This window comes from Bradyrhizobium sp. cir1, from assembly GCF_014198245.1.
Classification (GTDB): Bacteria; Pseudomonadota; Alphaproteobacteria; order Rhizobiales; family Xanthobacteraceae; genus Bradyrhizobium.
In genome coordinates this window covers 207,730-225,102 of record NZ_JACIHE010000003.1, presented here as the reverse complement: position 1 = coordinate 225,102, position 17,373 = coordinate 207,730, and the positions used below count along the sequence as shown (strand labels likewise).

14 protein-coding genes are annotated in these 17,373 nt (G+C 66.8%); 2 read left to right on the top strand and 12 right to left on the bottom strand.

What is annotated here, in order from left to right:
- Positions 1 to 3 precede the first annotated feature (3 nt).
- Together fdhD and GGD63_RS09435 are read left to right on the top strand one after the other, a co-directional pair.
- A complete protein-coding gene (fdhD, locus tag GGD63_RS09440) occupies positions 4 to 831 on the top strand; it encodes a formate dehydrogenase accessory sulfurtransferase FdhD (RefSeq protein ID WP_183241106.1) in 828 nt (275 codons plus the stop codon).
- On the top strand, positions 821 to 1,054 hold the full coding sequence (locus tag GGD63_RS09435) for a formate dehydrogenase subunit delta (protein WP_183241104.1): 234 nt from the start codon (positions 821 to 823) through the stop codon (positions 1,052 to 1,054). The genes fdhD and GGD63_RS09435 overlap by 11 nt, the downstream gene beginning before the upstream one ends.
- On the opposite strand, the gene GGD63_RS09430 is transcribed toward GGD63_RS09435, so the two are convergent.
- The 12 genes from GGD63_RS09430 to GGD63_RS09375 form a co-directional block, all read right to left on the bottom strand.
- Entirely contained in the window at positions 1,011 to 3,998 is a 2,988-nt protein-coding gene (locus GGD63_RS09430; RefSeq protein WP_183241102.1) for a bifunctional [glutamine synthetase] adenylyltransferase/[glutamine synthetase]-adenylyl-L-tyrosine phosphorylase, read from the bottom strand. The two genes, GGD63_RS09435 and GGD63_RS09430, sit on opposite strands and share 44 nt — an antisense overlap.
- Positions 3,995 to 5,452 (bottom strand): ATP-binding protein, encoded by a 1,458-nt coding sequence (locus tag GGD63_RS09425; protein WP_183241099.1) that lies wholly within the window; start codon positions 5,450 to 5,452, stop codon positions 3,995 to 3,997. The genes GGD63_RS09430 and GGD63_RS09425 overlap by 4 nt, the downstream gene beginning before the upstream one ends.
- Positions 5,436 to 6,116, bottom strand: coding sequence for a response regulator transcription factor (locus GGD63_RS09420; protein ID WP_183241098.1), 681 nt, complete (start codon positions 6,114 to 6,116; stop codon positions 5,436 to 5,438). The genes GGD63_RS09425 and GGD63_RS09420 overlap by 17 nt, the downstream gene beginning before the upstream one ends.
- 274 nt (positions 6,117 to 6,390) lie before the next feature.
- Positions 6,391 to 7,971 carry a Do family serine endopeptidase gene (locus GGD63_RS09415; protein ID WP_183241096.1) on the bottom strand — a complete coding sequence of 527 codons (1,581 nt, stop codon included), beginning with the start codon at positions 7,969 to 7,971 and terminating at the stop codon, positions 6,391 to 6,393.
- Between the two features lie 222 nt (positions 7,972 to 8,193).
- A complete protein-coding gene (locus GGD63_RS09410; RefSeq protein WP_183241093.1) occupies positions 8,194 to 9,537 on the bottom strand; it encodes a methyl-accepting chemotaxis protein in 1,344 nt (447 codons plus the stop codon).
- A 128-nt stretch (positions 9,538 to 9,665) separates the two neighbouring features.
- Positions 9,666 to 10,148, bottom strand: coding sequence for a cytochrome c-type biogenesis protein (locus GGD63_RS09405; protein WP_183241090.1), 483 nt, complete (start codon positions 10,146 to 10,148; stop codon positions 9,666 to 9,668).
- A 4-nt stretch (positions 10,149 to 10,152) separates the two neighbouring features.
- On the bottom strand, positions 10,153 to 12,135 hold the full coding sequence (locus GGD63_RS09400; protein WP_183241087.1) for a heme lyase CcmF/NrfE family subunit: 1,983 nt from the start codon (positions 12,133 to 12,135) through the stop codon (positions 10,153 to 10,155).
- On the bottom strand, positions 12,132 to 12,641 hold the full coding sequence (gene ccmE / locus GGD63_RS09395) for a cytochrome c maturation protein CcmE (protein ID WP_183241085.1): 510 nt from the start codon (positions 12,639 to 12,641) through the stop codon (positions 12,132 to 12,134). Before ccmE ends, GGD63_RS09400 begins: the two co-directional genes overlap by 4 nt.
- 37 nt (positions 12,642 to 12,678) lie before the next feature.
- Entirely contained in the window at positions 12,679 to 13,815 is a 1,137-nt protein-coding gene (gene ccmI / locus GGD63_RS09390; protein ID WP_183241083.1) for a c-type cytochrome biogenesis protein CcmI, read from the bottom strand.
- A 132-nt stretch (positions 13,816 to 13,947) separates the two neighbouring features.
- Positions 13,948 to 14,217, bottom strand: a complete 270-nt coding sequence (locus GGD63_RS09385) for a hypothetical protein (RefSeq protein WP_183241622.1) — start codon at positions 14,215 to 14,217, stop codon at positions 13,948 to 13,950.
- 100 nt (positions 14,218 to 14,317) lie between these two features.
- A complete protein-coding gene (locus GGD63_RS09380) occupies positions 14,318 to 15,721 on the bottom strand; it encodes a hypothetical protein (RefSeq protein WP_183241080.1) in 1,404 nt (467 codons plus the stop codon).
- A 161-nt stretch (positions 15,722 to 15,882) separates the two neighbouring features.
- Positions 15,883 to 17,259, bottom strand: a complete 1,377-nt coding sequence (locus GGD63_RS09375) for a sensor histidine kinase (protein ID WP_183241078.1) — start codon at positions 17,257 to 17,259, stop codon at positions 15,883 to 15,885.
- Between the last annotated feature and the right edge of the window lie 114 nt (positions 17,260 to 17,373).

Here is a 17,373-nt window from a genome sequence, read left to right as displayed (position 1 = left end):
CGCATGCACGTGCCCGTCCAGGCCATCGACCGCGAGATCTGGCGCGACGGCGTCGCGTCCGAAGGGACGCGACTGATCCCCGAGGAGACGCCGCTGGCGCTGACCTATAATGGCGGCACCTATGCCGTCATGATGGGAACGCCGCAGAACCTCGAGGATTTCGCCGTCGGCTTCAGTCTCGACGAAGGCATCATCAAGTCGGTCGACGACATCAAGTCGCTCGAGGTGGTCCGCCTCGACGACGGCATCGAGCTCAGGATGTGGCTTGCACCGGAAGATGCGGCACTCATCAGCGAGCGGCGGCGTCACGTCGCAGGTCCGACCGGCTGCGGCATCTGCGGCATCGAGTCCATTGCCGAGGCGGTGCGACCCGCGGCGGTCGTACCGCAGGGGCAGAGCTTCACGCCGGAAGAAATCATGGCGGCGATGCAGGCGATCGCGCCGCTGCAATCGATCAATCTGCAGACCCGCGCCGTTCATGCTGCTGCGTTCTGGTCTACGACCGGCAACATCGTCGCGCTGCGCGAGGACGTCGGCCGCCACAACGCGCTCGACAAGCTTGCCGGCGCCCTGGCGCGCAGCCGCACGGATGCGCGTGGCGGCATGGTGCTGCTGACCAGCCGGGTTTCGGTCGAGATGGTGCAGAAGACCGCCGCGATCGGCGCGCCGGTGATGGTCGCGGTCTCGGCGCCGACCGCGCTCGCGGTGCGCACTGCGGAAGCTGCGGGCATCACGCTGATCGCCATTGCCCGCCAGGACGGATTTGAAGTGTTTTCGCATGGTGGCCGGATCGTCGCCCGCCACGCCACGGAGGTTGCCGATGTCGCCTGACCGCCTGATCTATAGGGCCAACCAGATCGGCAAGTTCTTCAGGAGCCAGGGCCATGACAAGGCCGTGCCGGGGATTGCCGAGCACATCAAGAAGTTCTGGGATCCCCGGATGAAGCGGGCGATCTTCGCCCATCTCGATGCCGGCGGCGTGGGCCTGGAGCCGAACGTGCGCGAAGCCCTCACCGCGCTGAAGCAGGCGACGTCCCTTCCAGCAGCGTCCTGAACACGCGCCGCACCTCGCTCTGGGTTTCCTTCACACGCGCCTCCAGCGAGGAGAAGTCCGGCGCATCGCCGGCGCGCGCCATGACGCGCTGCAGATCCGTGCCGGCGGTTTCCGGCTTGAAGCGGTCGCTGACGCAGAGGCGCAGGATCTGCGTCAGATCGTGATAGAGCCGCGCTGCGGCGCGCAGGATCTCGGTCTCCGATTGTGCGAGCACGCCGAGCCGGCATGCATTTTCCAGCACCTGCAGCGAGCTGACGTCGAGAATCTCGGGCTTGTCGTGGGCATGCACGAGCTGCAGATATTGCGCCATGAAGTCGATATCGATCATGCCGCCGGCGGCGTATTTGAGATCCCAATAGTCGGTCTCGCCCTTCTCCTGGCCGATCGCGCGGCGCATGTCGGCGACGTCGTTAGCGATGGTCGCGCGATCGCGGCGGCGGGTCAGGACATCGCGAATGACGCGCTCGATGCGTTCCCGGAATTCAGGCGAAGCCGACACCACGCGCGCGCGCGTCAGCGCCATATGCTCCCAGGTCCAGGCCTCGCTGGCCTGGTAGTCCGCGAAGGAAGCAAGGCTGGAGGCCACGGGCCCGGCGCGCCCTGACGGGCGCAGCCGCATGTCGATCTCGTAGAGCACCCCGTAATTGGTGCGCGTCGTGAAGGCGCTGATCAGGCGCTGGGTGAAGCGGGCGAAATAGTGCGCGCCCTGCAGCGGTTTCGGCCCATCCGAGTCCGGGCTCTCGCGGTCGAAATCGTAGAGCAGGATCAGGTCAAGATCGGAGGAGGCCGTCATCTCGCGGCTGCCGAGCCGGCCCATCGCGATGATCGCGGTCTCCTGCCCCCTGATCCGGCCGTGCTGGGCGGCAAAGCGGTCGGCGACGAGACCATGCACGGTGTGGACGATGCCTTCGGCGACATCGGCAAAGGCGGTGCTCGCCTGCTGCGCAGAGACGGTGCCGGACAGGATGCGCGTGCCGATCAGGAACAGGCTCTCCTGCCCGAACAGGCGCAGGCGATCGAGGAACTCCTCATAGGAAGCAGCGTCCTGCACGGTCGTCGCGAGCCGCCCCGACAATTCCTGCCGGTCCGGCATCGCCCCGAAGAAGCGCGGATCGATCAGGCCGTCCATGAGCTGCGGCTGCCGCGCCAGCATCTCGCCGAGCCGGGGCGCTGCGCCCAGCACCAGCGCCACCAGCGCGACGAGATCGCGGTTCTGGCCGAGCAGCGTGATCAACCGGCCGCCACGCTGGAGCGCCCCGAGGAATTGATCGAACGCCACGACGGCGCGGTCCGGCTCCTCGGCATGCGCAAGACCGTCGATCAGGGCCGGCACGAACTCGATGAAGGCGCTGCGCGTCGCCTCATTGCGGAACACGCGATAGTCGCCGGTGATCCAGTCGCGCGCGGTCTGCGCGACGGCGGCGGGCTTCTTGAAGCCGAGCGTCGTCAGGTGCTGCAGCAGGCGCGGGTCGTCGGGGCCCGCACTGTAGTCCAGAGCCGGCAGACCTGCTGTGCCGGTCGGATCGTCGCCTTCGAACAGCTTTTCGTAGTGGCCCTGGACGATCCCGAGCTGGCGCAGCAGGTCGCGCGCAAAGGCTTCGCGATCGGGATAGCCGAAGAAGCGCGCAAAGCGCTCGACGGCTTGCTTGTCGTCGGGCAGCGCATGGGTCTGCTCGTCCGCAATCATCTGGAGGCGGTGCTCGACCCGGCGCAGGAATTCGTACGCGGTGGTCAGCTCGTCGCGCGCGGCAAAGGTGATCCAGTTGCTGGTGGCGAGCACGTCGAGCGCCCTGAGCGTCGGCCGCACCCGTAGTTGCGGATGGCGGCCGCCGGCGATCAGCTGCTGGGTCTGCGCGAAGAACTCGATCTCGCGGATGCCGCCGCGGCCGACCTTGACGTTGTGCCCCTCGACCGCGACCTCGCTCTGACCGCGATAGGTCTGCATCTGCCGCTTCATGTCGTGGACATCGGCAAGCGCGGCGAAGTCGAGGTGCTTGCGCCACACGAACGGCGCGATCTCGGCGAGCAGCGCCTCGCCTGCCCTGGCATCGCCGGCACAGGCGCGCGCCTTGATCATCGCGGCGCGCTCCCAGGTGCGCCCTTCCCGCTCGTAGTAATTCAGCGCGGCATGCCGCGAGATCGCGACCTGCGTCGAGGACGGATCGGGGCGCAGGCGCAAATCGACGCGGAAGACATAACCGTCATAGGTGCGCTGCTGCAGGATGCGCGCCATGCCCTGCGTCACCCGGACGAAGAACGGCTGCGGCTCGATGTCGGGCGCGAGCGTCGTTGCATCGGGATCGAAGAACACGATGAGATCGATGTCGCTGGAATAGTTCAGCTCGCCCGCCCCCATCTTGCCCATCGCAAGCACGATCAGGCCGCTGCCTTCTTCCGGTGCCTCCGGATTGGGCGGCAGGATCTTTCCACGTGCGGCCTCCTGCCGCAGCTGATACTGCAGCGCCGCCTGCACCGAGGAGACCGCGACGTCGGTGAGCGCCGCGGTCACCCGCATCACCGGCCAGACGCCGCCGATGTCGCACAGCGCGATCAGCAGCGCCGCCTCCGCCTTCATGCGGCGAAGCAGTCGCATCACCTCGGCCTCGTCAGGCGCCGCGAACACCGCGCCCCTTGCCTCAGCGATCAGTGCGGCGAGATGCACATCCGGATCGCATTCGAGCAGCCGGATCAGGCGCAGCGCATCGGCGCGCACCAGATCGAACAGATAGGGCGAGAATTCCGCGATGCCGGCCAGGATATTCCGGGCGAAGGGATGAATCAGCAACGCTCCAAGACGGGCCGATTGTGCCGGCTCGAGCTCGGCCAGCCAGCTTTCAAGACGGCGTTCGTCGGTTGTGGAAGCGACAATATGGGGAGCCTCCGCGAAGCGTGCGGCGAGGCTCATACCATGCTTGTCCGCGTTTCCCGGCGCGGAGTGGTTCATGCCACCTTCTGTGGCACATCCGGTATTGGCGGAGCAACCCTGTCGCCCGCGCCCGTGCGCGCCGGCAGCGCCAGCGTGGCGACGAGGCCCGGATAGGCATCGCCCAGCCGCAATTCTCCGCCATGCAGCGTCGCGACAGCCGAGGCGAGGCTGAGGCCGAGGCCGGAGCCCGGCAGCGTGCGGCTCGCTTCCAGCCGGACGAATCGTTCGACGGCATGTTTGCGGTCGGCTTCGGGGATGCCGGGGCCGCGATCGGTGACGCTGAGCAGCACCTGGTCACCCTCGCGCCGTGCCTCGATGGTGATCTGCCGTGCGTCCATGCTGACCACGGTTCCGGCCTGCGCAGCCGGCTTGCCGTACTTGATCGCGTTCTCGACCAGATTGGCGAGCGCCTGGCTGATCAGCTCGCGGTTGCCGTGAACCGGCGTCGGCTCGGCCTTCACCTTCAAGGTCATGCCGTCGTCCTCGGCCAGCGGCTCGTAGAGCTCGTGGATGCCACCCGCGACCTCGGCGGCGTCGAAATCATCCATGTTGCCGCGCGCCTGTCCGGACTCGGCACGCGCGATCATCAGCAATGCATTGAAGGTGCGGATCAGCCCGTCGGATTCCTCGATGGTCCGCTCCAGCGCGGCACGGTAATCGGCCTCGCAGCCCGATTTCGCCAGCGCCTCCTCGGCGCGGTTGCGGAGGCGCGTCAGCGGCGTCTTGAGATCGTGGGCGATGTTGTCGGAGACTTCCTTCAGCCCCGCCATCAAGGCCTCGATCCGCTCCAGCATGGCGTTGAGGTTTTCCGCGAGGCGGTCGAGTTCGTCGCCGCTGCGCCCCACGGGCAGGCGCCCGCTGAGATCGCCGGTCATGATGCGCTGCGCGGTGCCGGTCATCGCGTCGATGCGCCTCAGCACCCTGCGCGCCACGAAGATGCCGCCGCCGAGGCCGAGCACCACGACAATCAGGACCGACCATTGCGCCGCCTTGGCGACGATGCCGAACAGGCGCCGCCGCTCAGCAAGGTCGCGGCCGATCAGCAGCCGGAAGCCGTTTTCGAGTTCGGTCACGCGCACCAGTGCGCGATGATCGCGGTCATCGGCGTCCTCGATCCGCCGGTAGGCGGTTTCCGACCAGCCGCGCGTCGCCATCACGCCGGGTGCGAGCGAGCCGACATTGCCGGCAACCGCCTGCCCTGTTGGCGTGGTCACGAGATAGAGGTTCGCGCCCGGGCGCAGCGCCCGATACTCGATCGTCCGCACCAGGCGAAACATGCCGCCACGGCCGTAGATCTCGTTCATCTCCGAGGTCTCGGAATTGACGGTCTGCGTAATCTCCTCGGTGATCAGCCGCCGCGTATTCCAGGCGAAATAGCCGAGCAGCGAGGCCGCGAACATCGCGAACAGCAGCAGATAGACCAGCGTCAGCCGGAACGCCGTGGTGCGGACGAGTTTACCGAATGCCGTCACGGATCATGTACCCGGCGCCGCGGATCGTGTGCAGCAGCGGCCGATCGAAGCCCTTGTCGATCTTGGAGCGCAGCCGCGAAATGTGCACGTCGATCACGTTGGTCTGCGGATCGAAATGATAGTCCCAGACGTTCTCCAGCAGCATGGTGCGCGTCACCACCTGGCCGGCATGCTTCATGAGGTATTCGAGCAGGCGGAATTCGCGCGGCTGCAGCGTCAGCTCGTCCTTGCCGCGGGCAACGCGATGGGACAGCCGGTCGAGCTCGAGATCGCCGACGCGATAGAGCGTGTCCTCGGCGGGTCCCCCGCGGCGGCGCGACAGCACCTCGACGCGGGCGAGCAACTCGGCGAAGGAATAGGGCTTTGGCAGATAGTCGTCGCCGCCGGCGCGCAGGCCCTTGATACGGTCGTCGACCTGTCCGAGCGCGGAGAGAATCAGCACCGGCGTCGATTCGCCCTTGTCGCGCAGCGCGCCGATCAGCGACAGGCCGTCGCGCTTGGGAAGCATGCGGTCGACCACCAGCACGTCGTAATCGCCGTTCTCGGCCATGGCGAGGCCTTCCTCGCCGTCCGCGGCATGGTCGGCAATGTGTCCGACCTCGCGGAACGCCTTCACGAGGTAGTCGGCGGATTCGCGATCGTCTTCAATGATGAGGAGGCGCATCGTGCGTTCGGCGGCGGTCAAGGAGGTCAACCTTCTCTAAACATGGCGCGAGCGGCAATCGCATGCAAGCCGAGCGGGAGAGTGTCGAAGCGAGAAAAAGGCGGGCGGTGAAGCTGGGGGGACCTCACCGCCCTATGCCTTCCGACGGAGGGGGGCGTATTTCCACCGGAAGGTAGGCTGGGGAAGCGAAATCTACGCTGCTCCCCCCGAAGGGCGCCGGCGGCGGGGGCGACTGATGCCGACGACACCCTTCATTTCGTAGGATTCCTGATGCTTACCCCTTGGCGAGGGGGATCGCGACGAAGCGCGACTGGCCGCCGCTCTTCACGCGCATCAGGACGCTGTTCTTGTTGTCGGTCCGAGCCGCGTTGATGGCGTCACGGACTTCGCCGGCGGTGGCTACGCTCTTGCCGCCGACCTCGAGAATCACGTCGCCTTCCTTGAAGCCGCGTTCGGCCGCGGCGCTCTTCGGATCGACTTCGGTGACCACGACGCCTTCCTTGCCGGCGCCGGCCACGGAGTTGGCGGGGGCAACGGTCATGCCGAGCTTCGGCACGTCAGTGCCTTTGGTTGCACCCTTGCCGCTGTCCTGATCGATGTCGGCCTTGGCCTCGACCGTGTTCGGCAGTTGGCCGAGTGTCATGTTCACGACCTTGTCCTGGCCCTTGTGCAGCACGTTGAGCTTCACGGTCGCGCCGGGCGCCATGCCGCCGATGGTGCGGGCGAGCTCGCGGGCGTCCTTGACGGATTCACCGTTGACCGCGGTGATCACGTCGCCGGATTCGATGCCGGCCTTCGCAGCCGGACCGTTCGCCTGCGGTTCCGCCACCAGCGCGCCTTCGGCCTTCTTCATGCCGAGGCTGTCGGCGATATCGGACGTGACGGGCTGGATCTGCACGCCGATCCAGCCGCGGCTGACCGAGCCCTTGTCCTTGAGCTGGGCCACAACGCTCTTGACAGTGTTGGCCGGAATCGAGAACGCGATGCCGACGCTGCCGCCGGAGGGCGAGTAGATCGCAGTGTTGACGCCCATCACCTCGCCGTTGGTGTCGAAGGCCGGACCGCCGGAATTGCCCTTGTTCACGGGCGCGTCGATCTGGATGAAGTCGTCATACGGGCCGTTGCCGATATCGCGGCCGCTGGCCGAGACGATGCCGGCGGTCACGGTGCCGCCGAGACCGAAGGGATTGCCGACCGCGAGCACCCAGTCACCGATCCGCGGCTTGGCGTCGGCGAGCTTGGCGAACGGGAAGTTCGAGCCACCCTCGACCTTGATCAGGGCGAGGTCGGTGCGCTGGTCGGTGCCGATCACCTTGGCGGTGTAGGTCTTGCCGTCGTCGGTGGTGACCTCGACCTTGTCGGCGCCGTCGACCACGTGGTTGTTGGTCACGGCAAAACCATCAGCCGAGATGAAGAAGCCGGAGCCCTGCCCCTGCAGGACGCGGCCACGACCACCGCCCTTCAGGCCGGGGATGCCATCCGGACCGCCGAAGCGACGGAAGAAACGCTCCATCGGCGAGCCCGGCTGGAACGGCGAGGACGAATCATCGCCGTCATCGTTGCTCGCGGTCTTCTCCTTGATGTTGACCTTGACCGAGATCACCGACGGCTTCACGCGCTCGACGATGTCGGCGAAACCGACCGGACGTTCGACCTTGCGGACCTCGTTATTGACCTGCGCATGCGCCGGGCTGGAGAACAGGTCAGCCGGCGACACCGACGGGCTGAAGCCGTAGACGGCGGCGCCGAGGCCGGCGACGACCGAGGCCATCAGCGCGAGCTTGCGCGCAGAGAAAACCGACCGGCGCGGCTGCCGGTAGGACGGGAGGTTCGAGAGGTCGATACGGTCGTTCATGCAGAGATCTCCAGGGCCTTGAATTCCTTTTGGTGCCGGATGTCAGCACCTTGCGAACCTGAAGATGGGGGCTCCCGCCTTACCGTGCGCTGGCGGCGGGGTTAAAGTTTTGTAATGATGACACAGCGCGGATGCGGCAGTTTAACGCAGGCGGAAAATCGTGCCGACACAGGAACTTAGGCGGGTTCCCGTGACCAACCTCGAGCGAGGTCTTGGCCGGCCTTAACTGGCGCGGACGCTGACGATGAACTCGTCGACTTCACGCTTCAACGTCTCGGCCTGTTGCGACAGGTCGACGGCGGAATCCCGCGCCTCGGCCGCCATGCGCCCGGTCTCCGCCGAGGTCGAGGTGATCTGGGCGATGTGATTGGAGACGTCCAGGGTTCCCTGTGCGGCATCCTGCGCGCTGCGGGTGATGTCCTGCGTGGCGGTGCGCTGCTGGGCGGTGTCGACCTCTATGCCGGACATGATCGACGAGATCTCCGCCAGCGTCTTCGAGATGCCGTCGATCGCCCCGCGCGTCTCCGCGGTGATGCCCTGGATGCTGGCGACATGGGAGGTGATCTCCTCCGTCGCCTTGCTGGTCTGGTGCGCCAGATTCTTCACCTCGGAGGCCACCACGGCAAAGCCCTTGCCGGCCTCGCCGGCCCGCGCCGCCTCGATGGTGGCGTTGAGCGCCAGCAGATTGGTCTGCGAGGCGATCGCCTGCACGAGCTGCACGACCTCGCCGATCTTGTCGGCAGCGTCCGACAGCGTGTGGATGGTGTCGCGGCTCTTCTCGGCCTGGGTTGCGGCGCCCTCGGCGCGCTGGGTGGCATCGGTGACGCGGCGGCTGATCGTGCCGATCGAATTCGTCATCTCCTCGGCCGAGCCCGCAACCGTCTGCACGCTGGCGCTGGCCTGGCTCGCGCCGCTCGCAACCGCATTGGCCTTAGTGCTGGTGTCGTTGGCGGTCCGCGACAACGTCTCGGCGTTGCGCTTCAGATGCACGGCCGACGAGGCCACGCTGTCGACCACGCTGGCGACGAGATCGTTGAAGCGCTTGATCCGCGCGTCCAGGAATTTCGACCGCTCGGCCTGGTGCTGCGCCTCATGCAGCTGCTGCTCGGTGAGGCGGCGCCGCTCGAGTCCATTGGTCTTGAAGACCTCGAGCGCGCCGGCAAGCAGTCCGATCTCGTTGGTGCCGCCGAGCCCCGGAACCGGTGTGTCGAACTTCTGGTCGGCGACCTCGCGCATGGCATGCACGATCGCCGCCAGGGGATTGAGGATGCCGTTGCGCACGGCGAACCAGGTGGTGAGGCAGATCGCGATGGCGACAACCGCGATCACGCCGCAGGCGATCAGGAAATATGAGAACGCGGTCTGCGCCTGCTGGTAGATCTGCATGGCATGATCGCGCACAGGGCCGCTCAGCGCGGCAAAGTCCGACGACAGGCTGGTGATCTCGTTGTTGAGATAGAGCACCGCGACGAAGCCGGTGCCGCCGCCGATGCCCAGCAAGAACAATAATGCAGCGACGACGGCGCCAACCAGGAAGCGGATCGTCAGATTGCTGTTCGCGAACATCTCGAGGACTCAAAGTCTGGAATCAAATCTCGCGACAAGCTTCCAGACAAAGGTCAATATAGGATGAAGCGCGCAGGCGGCGGCCGGCGGCCTGCGTATCATTACGTAGCCGGGACGACGTGAAGCCGCTAGGACGATTTGGCGTCGTCCGACATCAAGGCCGCGAGCCTTGCCTCCTCGTCGGGCGTGAGCGGCGGGGCCGGTACGTCCGCACCACTGCGCGAGCGACGGCGGATCTGCAGCCACAGCGCCAGGCCGCCGCCGATCAGCAGCACCGGCGCGAGCAGCCACAGCAGCAGGGTCTGCCGCTCGAAGCGCGGCTTCAGCAGCACGAACTCGCCGTAGCGCGCGACCAGGAAATCGAGCACCTGCGAATTGCTGTCGCCCGCCGCGATGCGCTCGCGCACCAGGAGGCGCAGGTCGCGCGCCAGTGGCGCATCGGAATCGTCGATCGACTGGTTCTGGCAGACCATGCAGCGCAGCTCGCGCGACAATTCGCGCGCGCGCCCCTCCTTCACGGGATCCGACATGATCTCGTCGGGCTGCACGGCGTACGCCGCAGGCGAAGCCAGCAGCATCAGCGCGACGAACGCGGCCATCATCCGGCGCATCGGATCACTCCGCCGGCTGCAGGCGCGGCTTGGCCCGCGCCGGCTTCGGCGCGCCGACCCGCAGGCGGCGGTCGGACAGCGACAGCACGCCGCCGAACGCCATCAGCACCGGCCCCCACCAGATCAGGAGCACCAGCGGCTTGTGATAGATGCGCACGGCAATGGCGCCCTCGGCGGTGGCATCGCCGAGCGAGATGTAGAGCTGGCTCGCGCCGCGCGTCAGCAATGCGGCCTCGGTGGTCGACGAGCCGCGCGTGGTGAAGCTGCGCTTGGACGGCGTCATGACGCTCAGCATCGCGCCGTCGCGGCTGACATTGAACTCGGCGATCATCTCGCGGTAGTTCGGGCCCTGGCGCTGGAACAGTCCGTCCAACTTCACGTCGTAGCCGGCGATATGGGCGACCTCGTTCTGCTTCATGGTCGCGATATATTCGCTGTTCCAGGTCGTCTCGCAGACGATGCCGATCAGCGCGACACCGAGGCCGGCATGCGCGAACGCGGTGCCCCAGGCCGAACGCGGCAGGCCGCGCGCCCGGTGCAACACCGTTGCGAACGGCAGCCGAACCAGGCCGGTCCGTTCGACGAGGTCGGTGACGGCGCCAGCGATGACGAAGACGCCAAGTCCGATCGCGAGCGGCGCCAGCGCGCTGCCGCCGCGCACCCAGCCCCAGACGATGGCGACTGTGACAAGCGAGGCAACGCCGGCCGCGAGCAGGCGCTGCGTCACGCCGAGCAGATCGCCGCGCTTCCACGCCAGCATCGGGCCGAACGGCACGGCGAGCAGCAACAGCGCAAACAGCGGCGCGAAGGTGAGGTTGTAGAAGGGCGCACCGACCGACATCTTGAAGTCGGCGAGCATCTCCATCGCCAGCGGATAGAGCGTGCCGAACAGCACCACCGCGCAAGCGACCGTAAGCAGCAGATTGTTCAGCACCAGCGCGCCCTCGCGCGAGATCGGCGCGAACAGGCCGCCCTGCTTCAGCGACGTGGCGCGGCCCGCGAACAGCGACAGGCTGCCGCCGATGAACAGGCAGAGGATCAGCAGAATGAACACGCCGCGGGTCGGATCCGTGGCGAAGGCGTGCACGGAAGTGATGACGCCGGAGCGCACCAGAAAGGTGCCGAGCAGCGACAGCGAGAAGGTCAGGATCGAGAGCAGGATGGTCCAGACCTTCAGCGCGTTGCGCTTCTCCATCACCAGCGCCGAATGCAACAGCGCGGTGCCGGCAAGCCACGGCATCAGCGAGGCATTCTCGACCGGATCCCAGAACCACCAGCCGCCCCAGCCGAGCTCGTAATAGGCCCAGTAGGAGCCCATGGCGATGCCGAGCGTGAGGAAGATCCAGGCGACCAGCGTCCAGGGCCGCACCCAGCGCGCCCAGGCAGCGTCGATGCGTCCCTCCATCAGCGCCGCGATGGCGAAGGAGAACGAGATCGAGAAGCCGACATAGCCGAGATAGAGCATCGGCGGATGCACGGCGAGGCCGATGTCCTGGAGCACCGGATTGAGATCGCGTCCCTCGATGGGCGGATTGACGATGCGCAGGAACGGGTTCGAGGTCACCAGGATGAAGAGGTAGAACGCGCTGGCGATCCAGGCCTGCACGGCGAGCACATGCGCGCGCAGCGACAGCGGCAGGTTATTGCCGAACGCTGCGACCAATCCGCCGAACAGCGCCAGGATCGACACCCACAGCAGCATCGAGCCTTCATGGTTTCCCCACACGCCGGTGATCTTGTAGATCAGCGGCTTCATGGAGTGCGAATTCTCGTAGACATTGGCGACGGAGAAGTCCGAATTCACGTGCAGCATCACCAGCGCCACGAACGACGCGCCGACGAACAACAGCTGCGCCAGCGCGGTGGAACGCGCCACGCTCATCAGTGCGGCATCGCGCAAGCGCGCGCCGATGAGCGGCACGATGGACTGGATCAGCGCCAGCCCAAGCGCCAGCACCAGCGCGTAATGTCCTGATTCGGCGATCAACGCACTGCTCCCTGCGGGCTGCCCTGCGCGGTCGTCGCCGCGGGCTTGGCGCCACCAGATGCTTGCGCGCCGTAATCGTCCTTCCAGTGCCCCTGCTTCTTCAGGGCATCGGCGACGTCCTTGGGCATGTAGGTTTCATCATGCTTGGCGAGCACGGTATCGGCCTTGAACACGCCATTGGCGTCGAGCGCGCCTTCGGCGACGACGCCCTGCCCTTCGCGGAACAGGTCGGGCAGGATGCCCTTGTAGGCGACGGGAAGCTTGGCGCTGCCGTCGGCGACCTCGAAGGTCACCGCAAGATTGTCGCCGCGCTGGAGCGAGCCGGGCTGCACCAGGCCGCCGAGGCGAAACCGCTTACCCGGCGCGACGTGCTTCTCGGCGACCATGGTAGGCGTCGAGAAGAACACGATGGAGTCGCGCAATGCGTTGAGCACCAGCGCGGCCGCGAGCGCGAGCACGGCGAGCGAGCCGCCGATGATGGTCATACGTCGCTGCTTGCGCGTCATGGCGTATCCGTTCTCCGCTCGTCTCGTTCGGAAATCATCATCCGTCGAGCCCGAGAGTCTTGAGGCCTTCGTTGAGCTGGCGAAGCCGCTCGGCATCCTTGGCGACCGCCTGACGGGCGTCGGTTGACGCGCCCATCGCCTTGTCACGATCGCCCATCACCAGATAGGCCCGCACCAGGCGCAGCCAGCCCTCGACGTCGTTGCCGTTCTGCTTCAACCGGGTTGCGAGACGTTCGACCATGCCGCGCACCATCGCGTTGCGATCGCCTTCGGCCATGTCCTTGGAAGCCGCGATGGTCTCGTCCGACAGCGCCGGCATCGTGCCGCCGCCGACCCGCGCCAACGAGGATTGCACCAGGGGCCGCCACGGCGCATCCGCCGGGGCCTTGGCCAGCAGCGCGCGCCAGATGTTGGCGGCATCGTCCTTGCGGCCATCCTGCTCGGCGGCGAGCCCGAGGAAGTAGTTCGCCTTGGGATCATCGGCGTCGAGCGCATGCGCACGCTCGAACTCGGCCTTGGCTTCAGCTGTCACGACGCCGCCGGCTGCGGCGGAGATCGCCTCGCCGAGATCGGACCGGCGCTCCGGGCTCTCGCCATTGTAGGTGAGCGAGTTGCGATAGGCCCGCACCGCATCGTCGAAGCGGCCGAGCCGCTGCAGCACCGGCGCGAGCACGTTCCAGCCGCGCCCGTCGGTCGGATTCTTTTCCAGATGTTGCTCGACCTGCACCACGAGATTCTCGAGCGATCGCGCCATGCCGGACCCGGCCCCGCGGTCCCGCTGCGCCAGCGGAAAGTCCTGAAGCCTGGGCGAGCCGAGCGGCATGTAGACGCCGATCGCGACGAACGGCAGGCCGACCAGCGCCAGCACCGCGGCCGCGCGGCGCCATTTGAGGCTCGGCGCGAGATCCGACTTGAGCTCCAACGAGGACTCGCTTCCGGCCGCGGCGAGCAGCCTGCGGCTGATCTCGACGCGCGCAGCCTCGGCTTCGGGCGCCGCGATCAACCCCGCGGCAAGGTCGCGCTCGATCTCCGCCAGCTGGTCCTTGTAGACCGCGACCTCACTGCCCTGATTTTGGCTGCCCTGATCCTGCGTGCGTCCGCTACGGCCGAGCGGCCAGAGCACGGCGAAAATCGCCGCGACCGTCATCAGCGCGAACACAAACCATAACGTCATCTGGCAAGCTTCCGGCAGCGCGCCACCCGCGCCCACAGGTGGCTTTACACCACGGCCGGACAATGCGGCAATTGACAATTGTCAATTTGGCGCGACCGCGCGCTGTCCTGAAACGGTCACGATCCCAACGGCTTAGCCGATCTCGAAGTCGGCACTCCGGGCGGCATCCTCGCCGTGACCGTTGAAGGCCTTCAGGAAGTACGTTCCCGGCGGAATCGCATCCGGCAACCTGATGCGCACCGCCCCGACCGGAACCCGAGAAGCAACCCTGGTGACTGTCTCAGGCAGTTGCCGGCCGCTGGCCTTCTCGACCAGCACGACCTTCGCCCCCACCATCAGCCTTTGATACTTGGCAACAATGACGCGGTTCTCGATCTCGATGGAGCTGATAATGGATTTCATGCGCCCACAGGTAGAAATTCCAAAAGCTTGCGCAGCGACCGTAGGGCCCGCCACCGGCAGCGTCAACCACAAATTGTGATCACGAAAATATGCGCTTGAATCAGCTTGCGCGCGACGATTTGCGCTCGCCGGTCGCTGCGTTCTCCGCGGCGCGGCTCATCAGCGACGCGTAATCATCGCCGAACAGCACCTGGCAGAAGCGAATCGCGGCCTGCACCTGCTGCTGGCGATAGGTGCGGACCTTGTGATCGGCGGCGCGCAGCGACTGCACCAGCTGCTCGGTCGAGCGTTCGACATATTGCTGCAGGTCGGAATAGGTGCGCAGCGTCACCTCGTTGATCGCAAGCTCGCTCGCGTAGTTGCGGCAGGTCGCGACGAAATCGATCAGCGCCGCGGTTTCCTCCACCTCGGTGCTGTCGATCCGCGCCCCCGGCGGAATGTCCTTCTCGGGCCGCTGGCGCAGGATGCGGCGCACGCGGCCGGGAACGCTGTCGATCTCGGATTGCAGCGCATTGGAGATGTCGGCCCGGATCGAGGTCAACTGCTTGCCCCAGACGGAATCGTTGCGCAGATCGAGTTCCGTGCGCAGGCCGCGCACGCCATCGTGCAGCGCCTTGAGGTTGTCGGCGACATTGTCGAAATGGCCGCGCTTGATATCCGTGCGCAGGATCGCGGCCACGCAGGACAAATCGTGCAGGGCGATCGTGACGGCGACGCCATAGGGCGTTGCCGCGACACGGATCTCGTCGTCGGAGGCGGCGATCTTAATGGCGAGGCGGATGATCTGCCAGGGCGCGGTCATGCGCTGCACGACCACCGACAGCGCGAAGGGCAGCATCTGCGGCGTCTGGAGCGCCGGAATGTTGAGCGCCGAGGTCACCGAGGCGATCTGGGGATCGCCGAAGGCGCGCACGGTGCGCGGCAGCTTCTCGTTCAGCGTGGCGATGGCTTCCCGGACCTGGAGCACCGCGCCGACCGAATAGAGATCCTCGATCACGTTGGGCGGGCCGACCCGGGCGAGCGCGCGCGACTTGTCGCCGCCGCCCGGCCCCGTCAGCGCGAAGATCGCGTCCGCGGCGACGGCCTGCAGCTTCTGGGCAAGCGCTTCAACCTGCCCCGCATTGTCGGAGGCCGGCATGCGCGCCAGCGTCGCCTCGAATTCGTTCACCTTGTCCGGGGCGCCGTCGCGGCCGAGCCATTGCCAGATCGGATGCAACGAGGAGCGACGGATCTGGCCGACCCGGATGGGAGCGCCCGCTTCGACCAGGAACGGTTCCAGCACCTGGAACAAGAGGCGCGACAGATCGTCGGTGCGCGGTGGCGGGGCCTCGTCGGCTTCGGTCTTGCGGACGATCTTGCGCAACTGCTCGAGCACAAGGGTGGCCACAGCCGTGTCCTGGCCGCGCTCGAGCGCGCGCTCGAACTCCCGCATCAGCAGCGCCTGCGACTGCGGCGGGAGCTGCGCGAGATATTCCCTCAGCCGCTCGATCGATGTCTGGCTCATGCGCCCGGGTAATGCACGGTAAAATGGCGGACATGGGATGCGTCCGGGCGCGATCATAGGTGGCTTCGCCTTAAGAAGCCGTTGAGGACGTTGGCTCGAATGCCCCCGTTTTGCTCCGGATCGGCGCTCCGCAGGCCCAGTAACCCCTTGGGAGCAGAGGATTATATTCCGGGAAGCACCAGTTCGGCCCGCAGCCCCCCGATCGGCGCGCCGCTGAGCGAGAGGCTGCCGCCATAGAGGGCGGCAAGGTCGGTCACGATGGACAGGCCTAGCCCCGAGCCGGGCTTGGACTCGTCGAGCCGCTGGCCGCGCCGGGACACCTGGGCCCGCTCCACCTCCGACAGGCCGCGGCCGTCGTCGTCGACGATGATCCGCAGGCGCGGACCCGCGCCCGCCTGATGCGGCGCCTCGACCAGCACCTCGATGAAGACCTTTGAGGCCGCCCATTTGCAGGCATTGTCGACGAGATTGCCGACCATCTCCTCCAGATCCTGCCGCTCGCCGCGAAACTTTGCCGACGGATCGGCCTTGGCCTCGACGACGATGCCGCGATCGCGGTGGATCTTCTCCATGGTCCGCCGCAGCGCCTCGATCGCAGGCGCAACCTCCGTCACGGTCGCGACGACCGAGACGCGCGCCGCAATGCGCGCGCGCTCCAGATGATGGGCGAGCTGATCGCGCATCACGTCCGCCTGCTCCATCACCTTGGCTGCGAACGGCTCGGCGGCGTGGCTGCCTGCCTCGTTCACGATCACCGAGAGCGGCGTCTTGATCGCATGGGCGAGATTGCCGACATGGGTGCGGGCGCGCTCGACGATCTCGCGATTGGCGTCGATCAGCGCATTGGTCTCGCGCGCCAGCGGCGCGATCTCGACCGGGAATTCGCCTTCGAGCCGCTCCGCCCGCCCCGAACGGATGTCGGCGATCGATTCCGAGATGCGCTTGAGCGGCGCGAGGCCAAAGCGGACCTGGAACACGGTGGTCAGGAGCAGCACGATGCCGAGCGCGGTGAAGGTGCCGCCGAGGTAGTAGTCGAAGCTCCGCGTCTCGTCGAAGATCTCGGTGTCGTCACCGGCGACGCTGACCAGATATTTGCCGTCGGCGCCGAGATCAACCGGCCGCTCCACCATCCGCAAATTCTGCCCTTCGGGCCCGTCGACATAGCCGAGCCGGATGCCGGCGGCGGTGAGCTCGGCGCCCTGCTCCTCCAGCTTCGGCAGCTTCTTGTCCCAGAGCGAGCGCGAGGAGCGCACCTCCGGCTTCTCGGTGTCGGTGCGCGTGATCTGCCAGTACCAACCGGACAGCGGCAGCTCGAACAGCGGCTCGCCGAGCGACTGGAACTGGCGGTCCGGCGGCTCGTCCGGGGTCGCGACTTCGGCGATGAGGGTGCGCAGATAGAGATTGAGCCGGCGGTCGAAGGCGCGCTCGGTGGCGTTCTTGTAGACCGACGACAGCACCACGCCGGTGATGGCCAGGATCACCACGAGCCATGCCGTCGCCGACAGGAACAGGCGATTGGCAAGTGAGCTAGCAGCCATCGGCAGGGTCCCGGCGGGCGCAGGATATCAGGGCGTCGGAGATCATGACCGGACCAAGGGCCCTGTTCGGCCTCCCGTCAAGCCCAGGAAGGCCTCAGACGCAGGCCTCAGGCG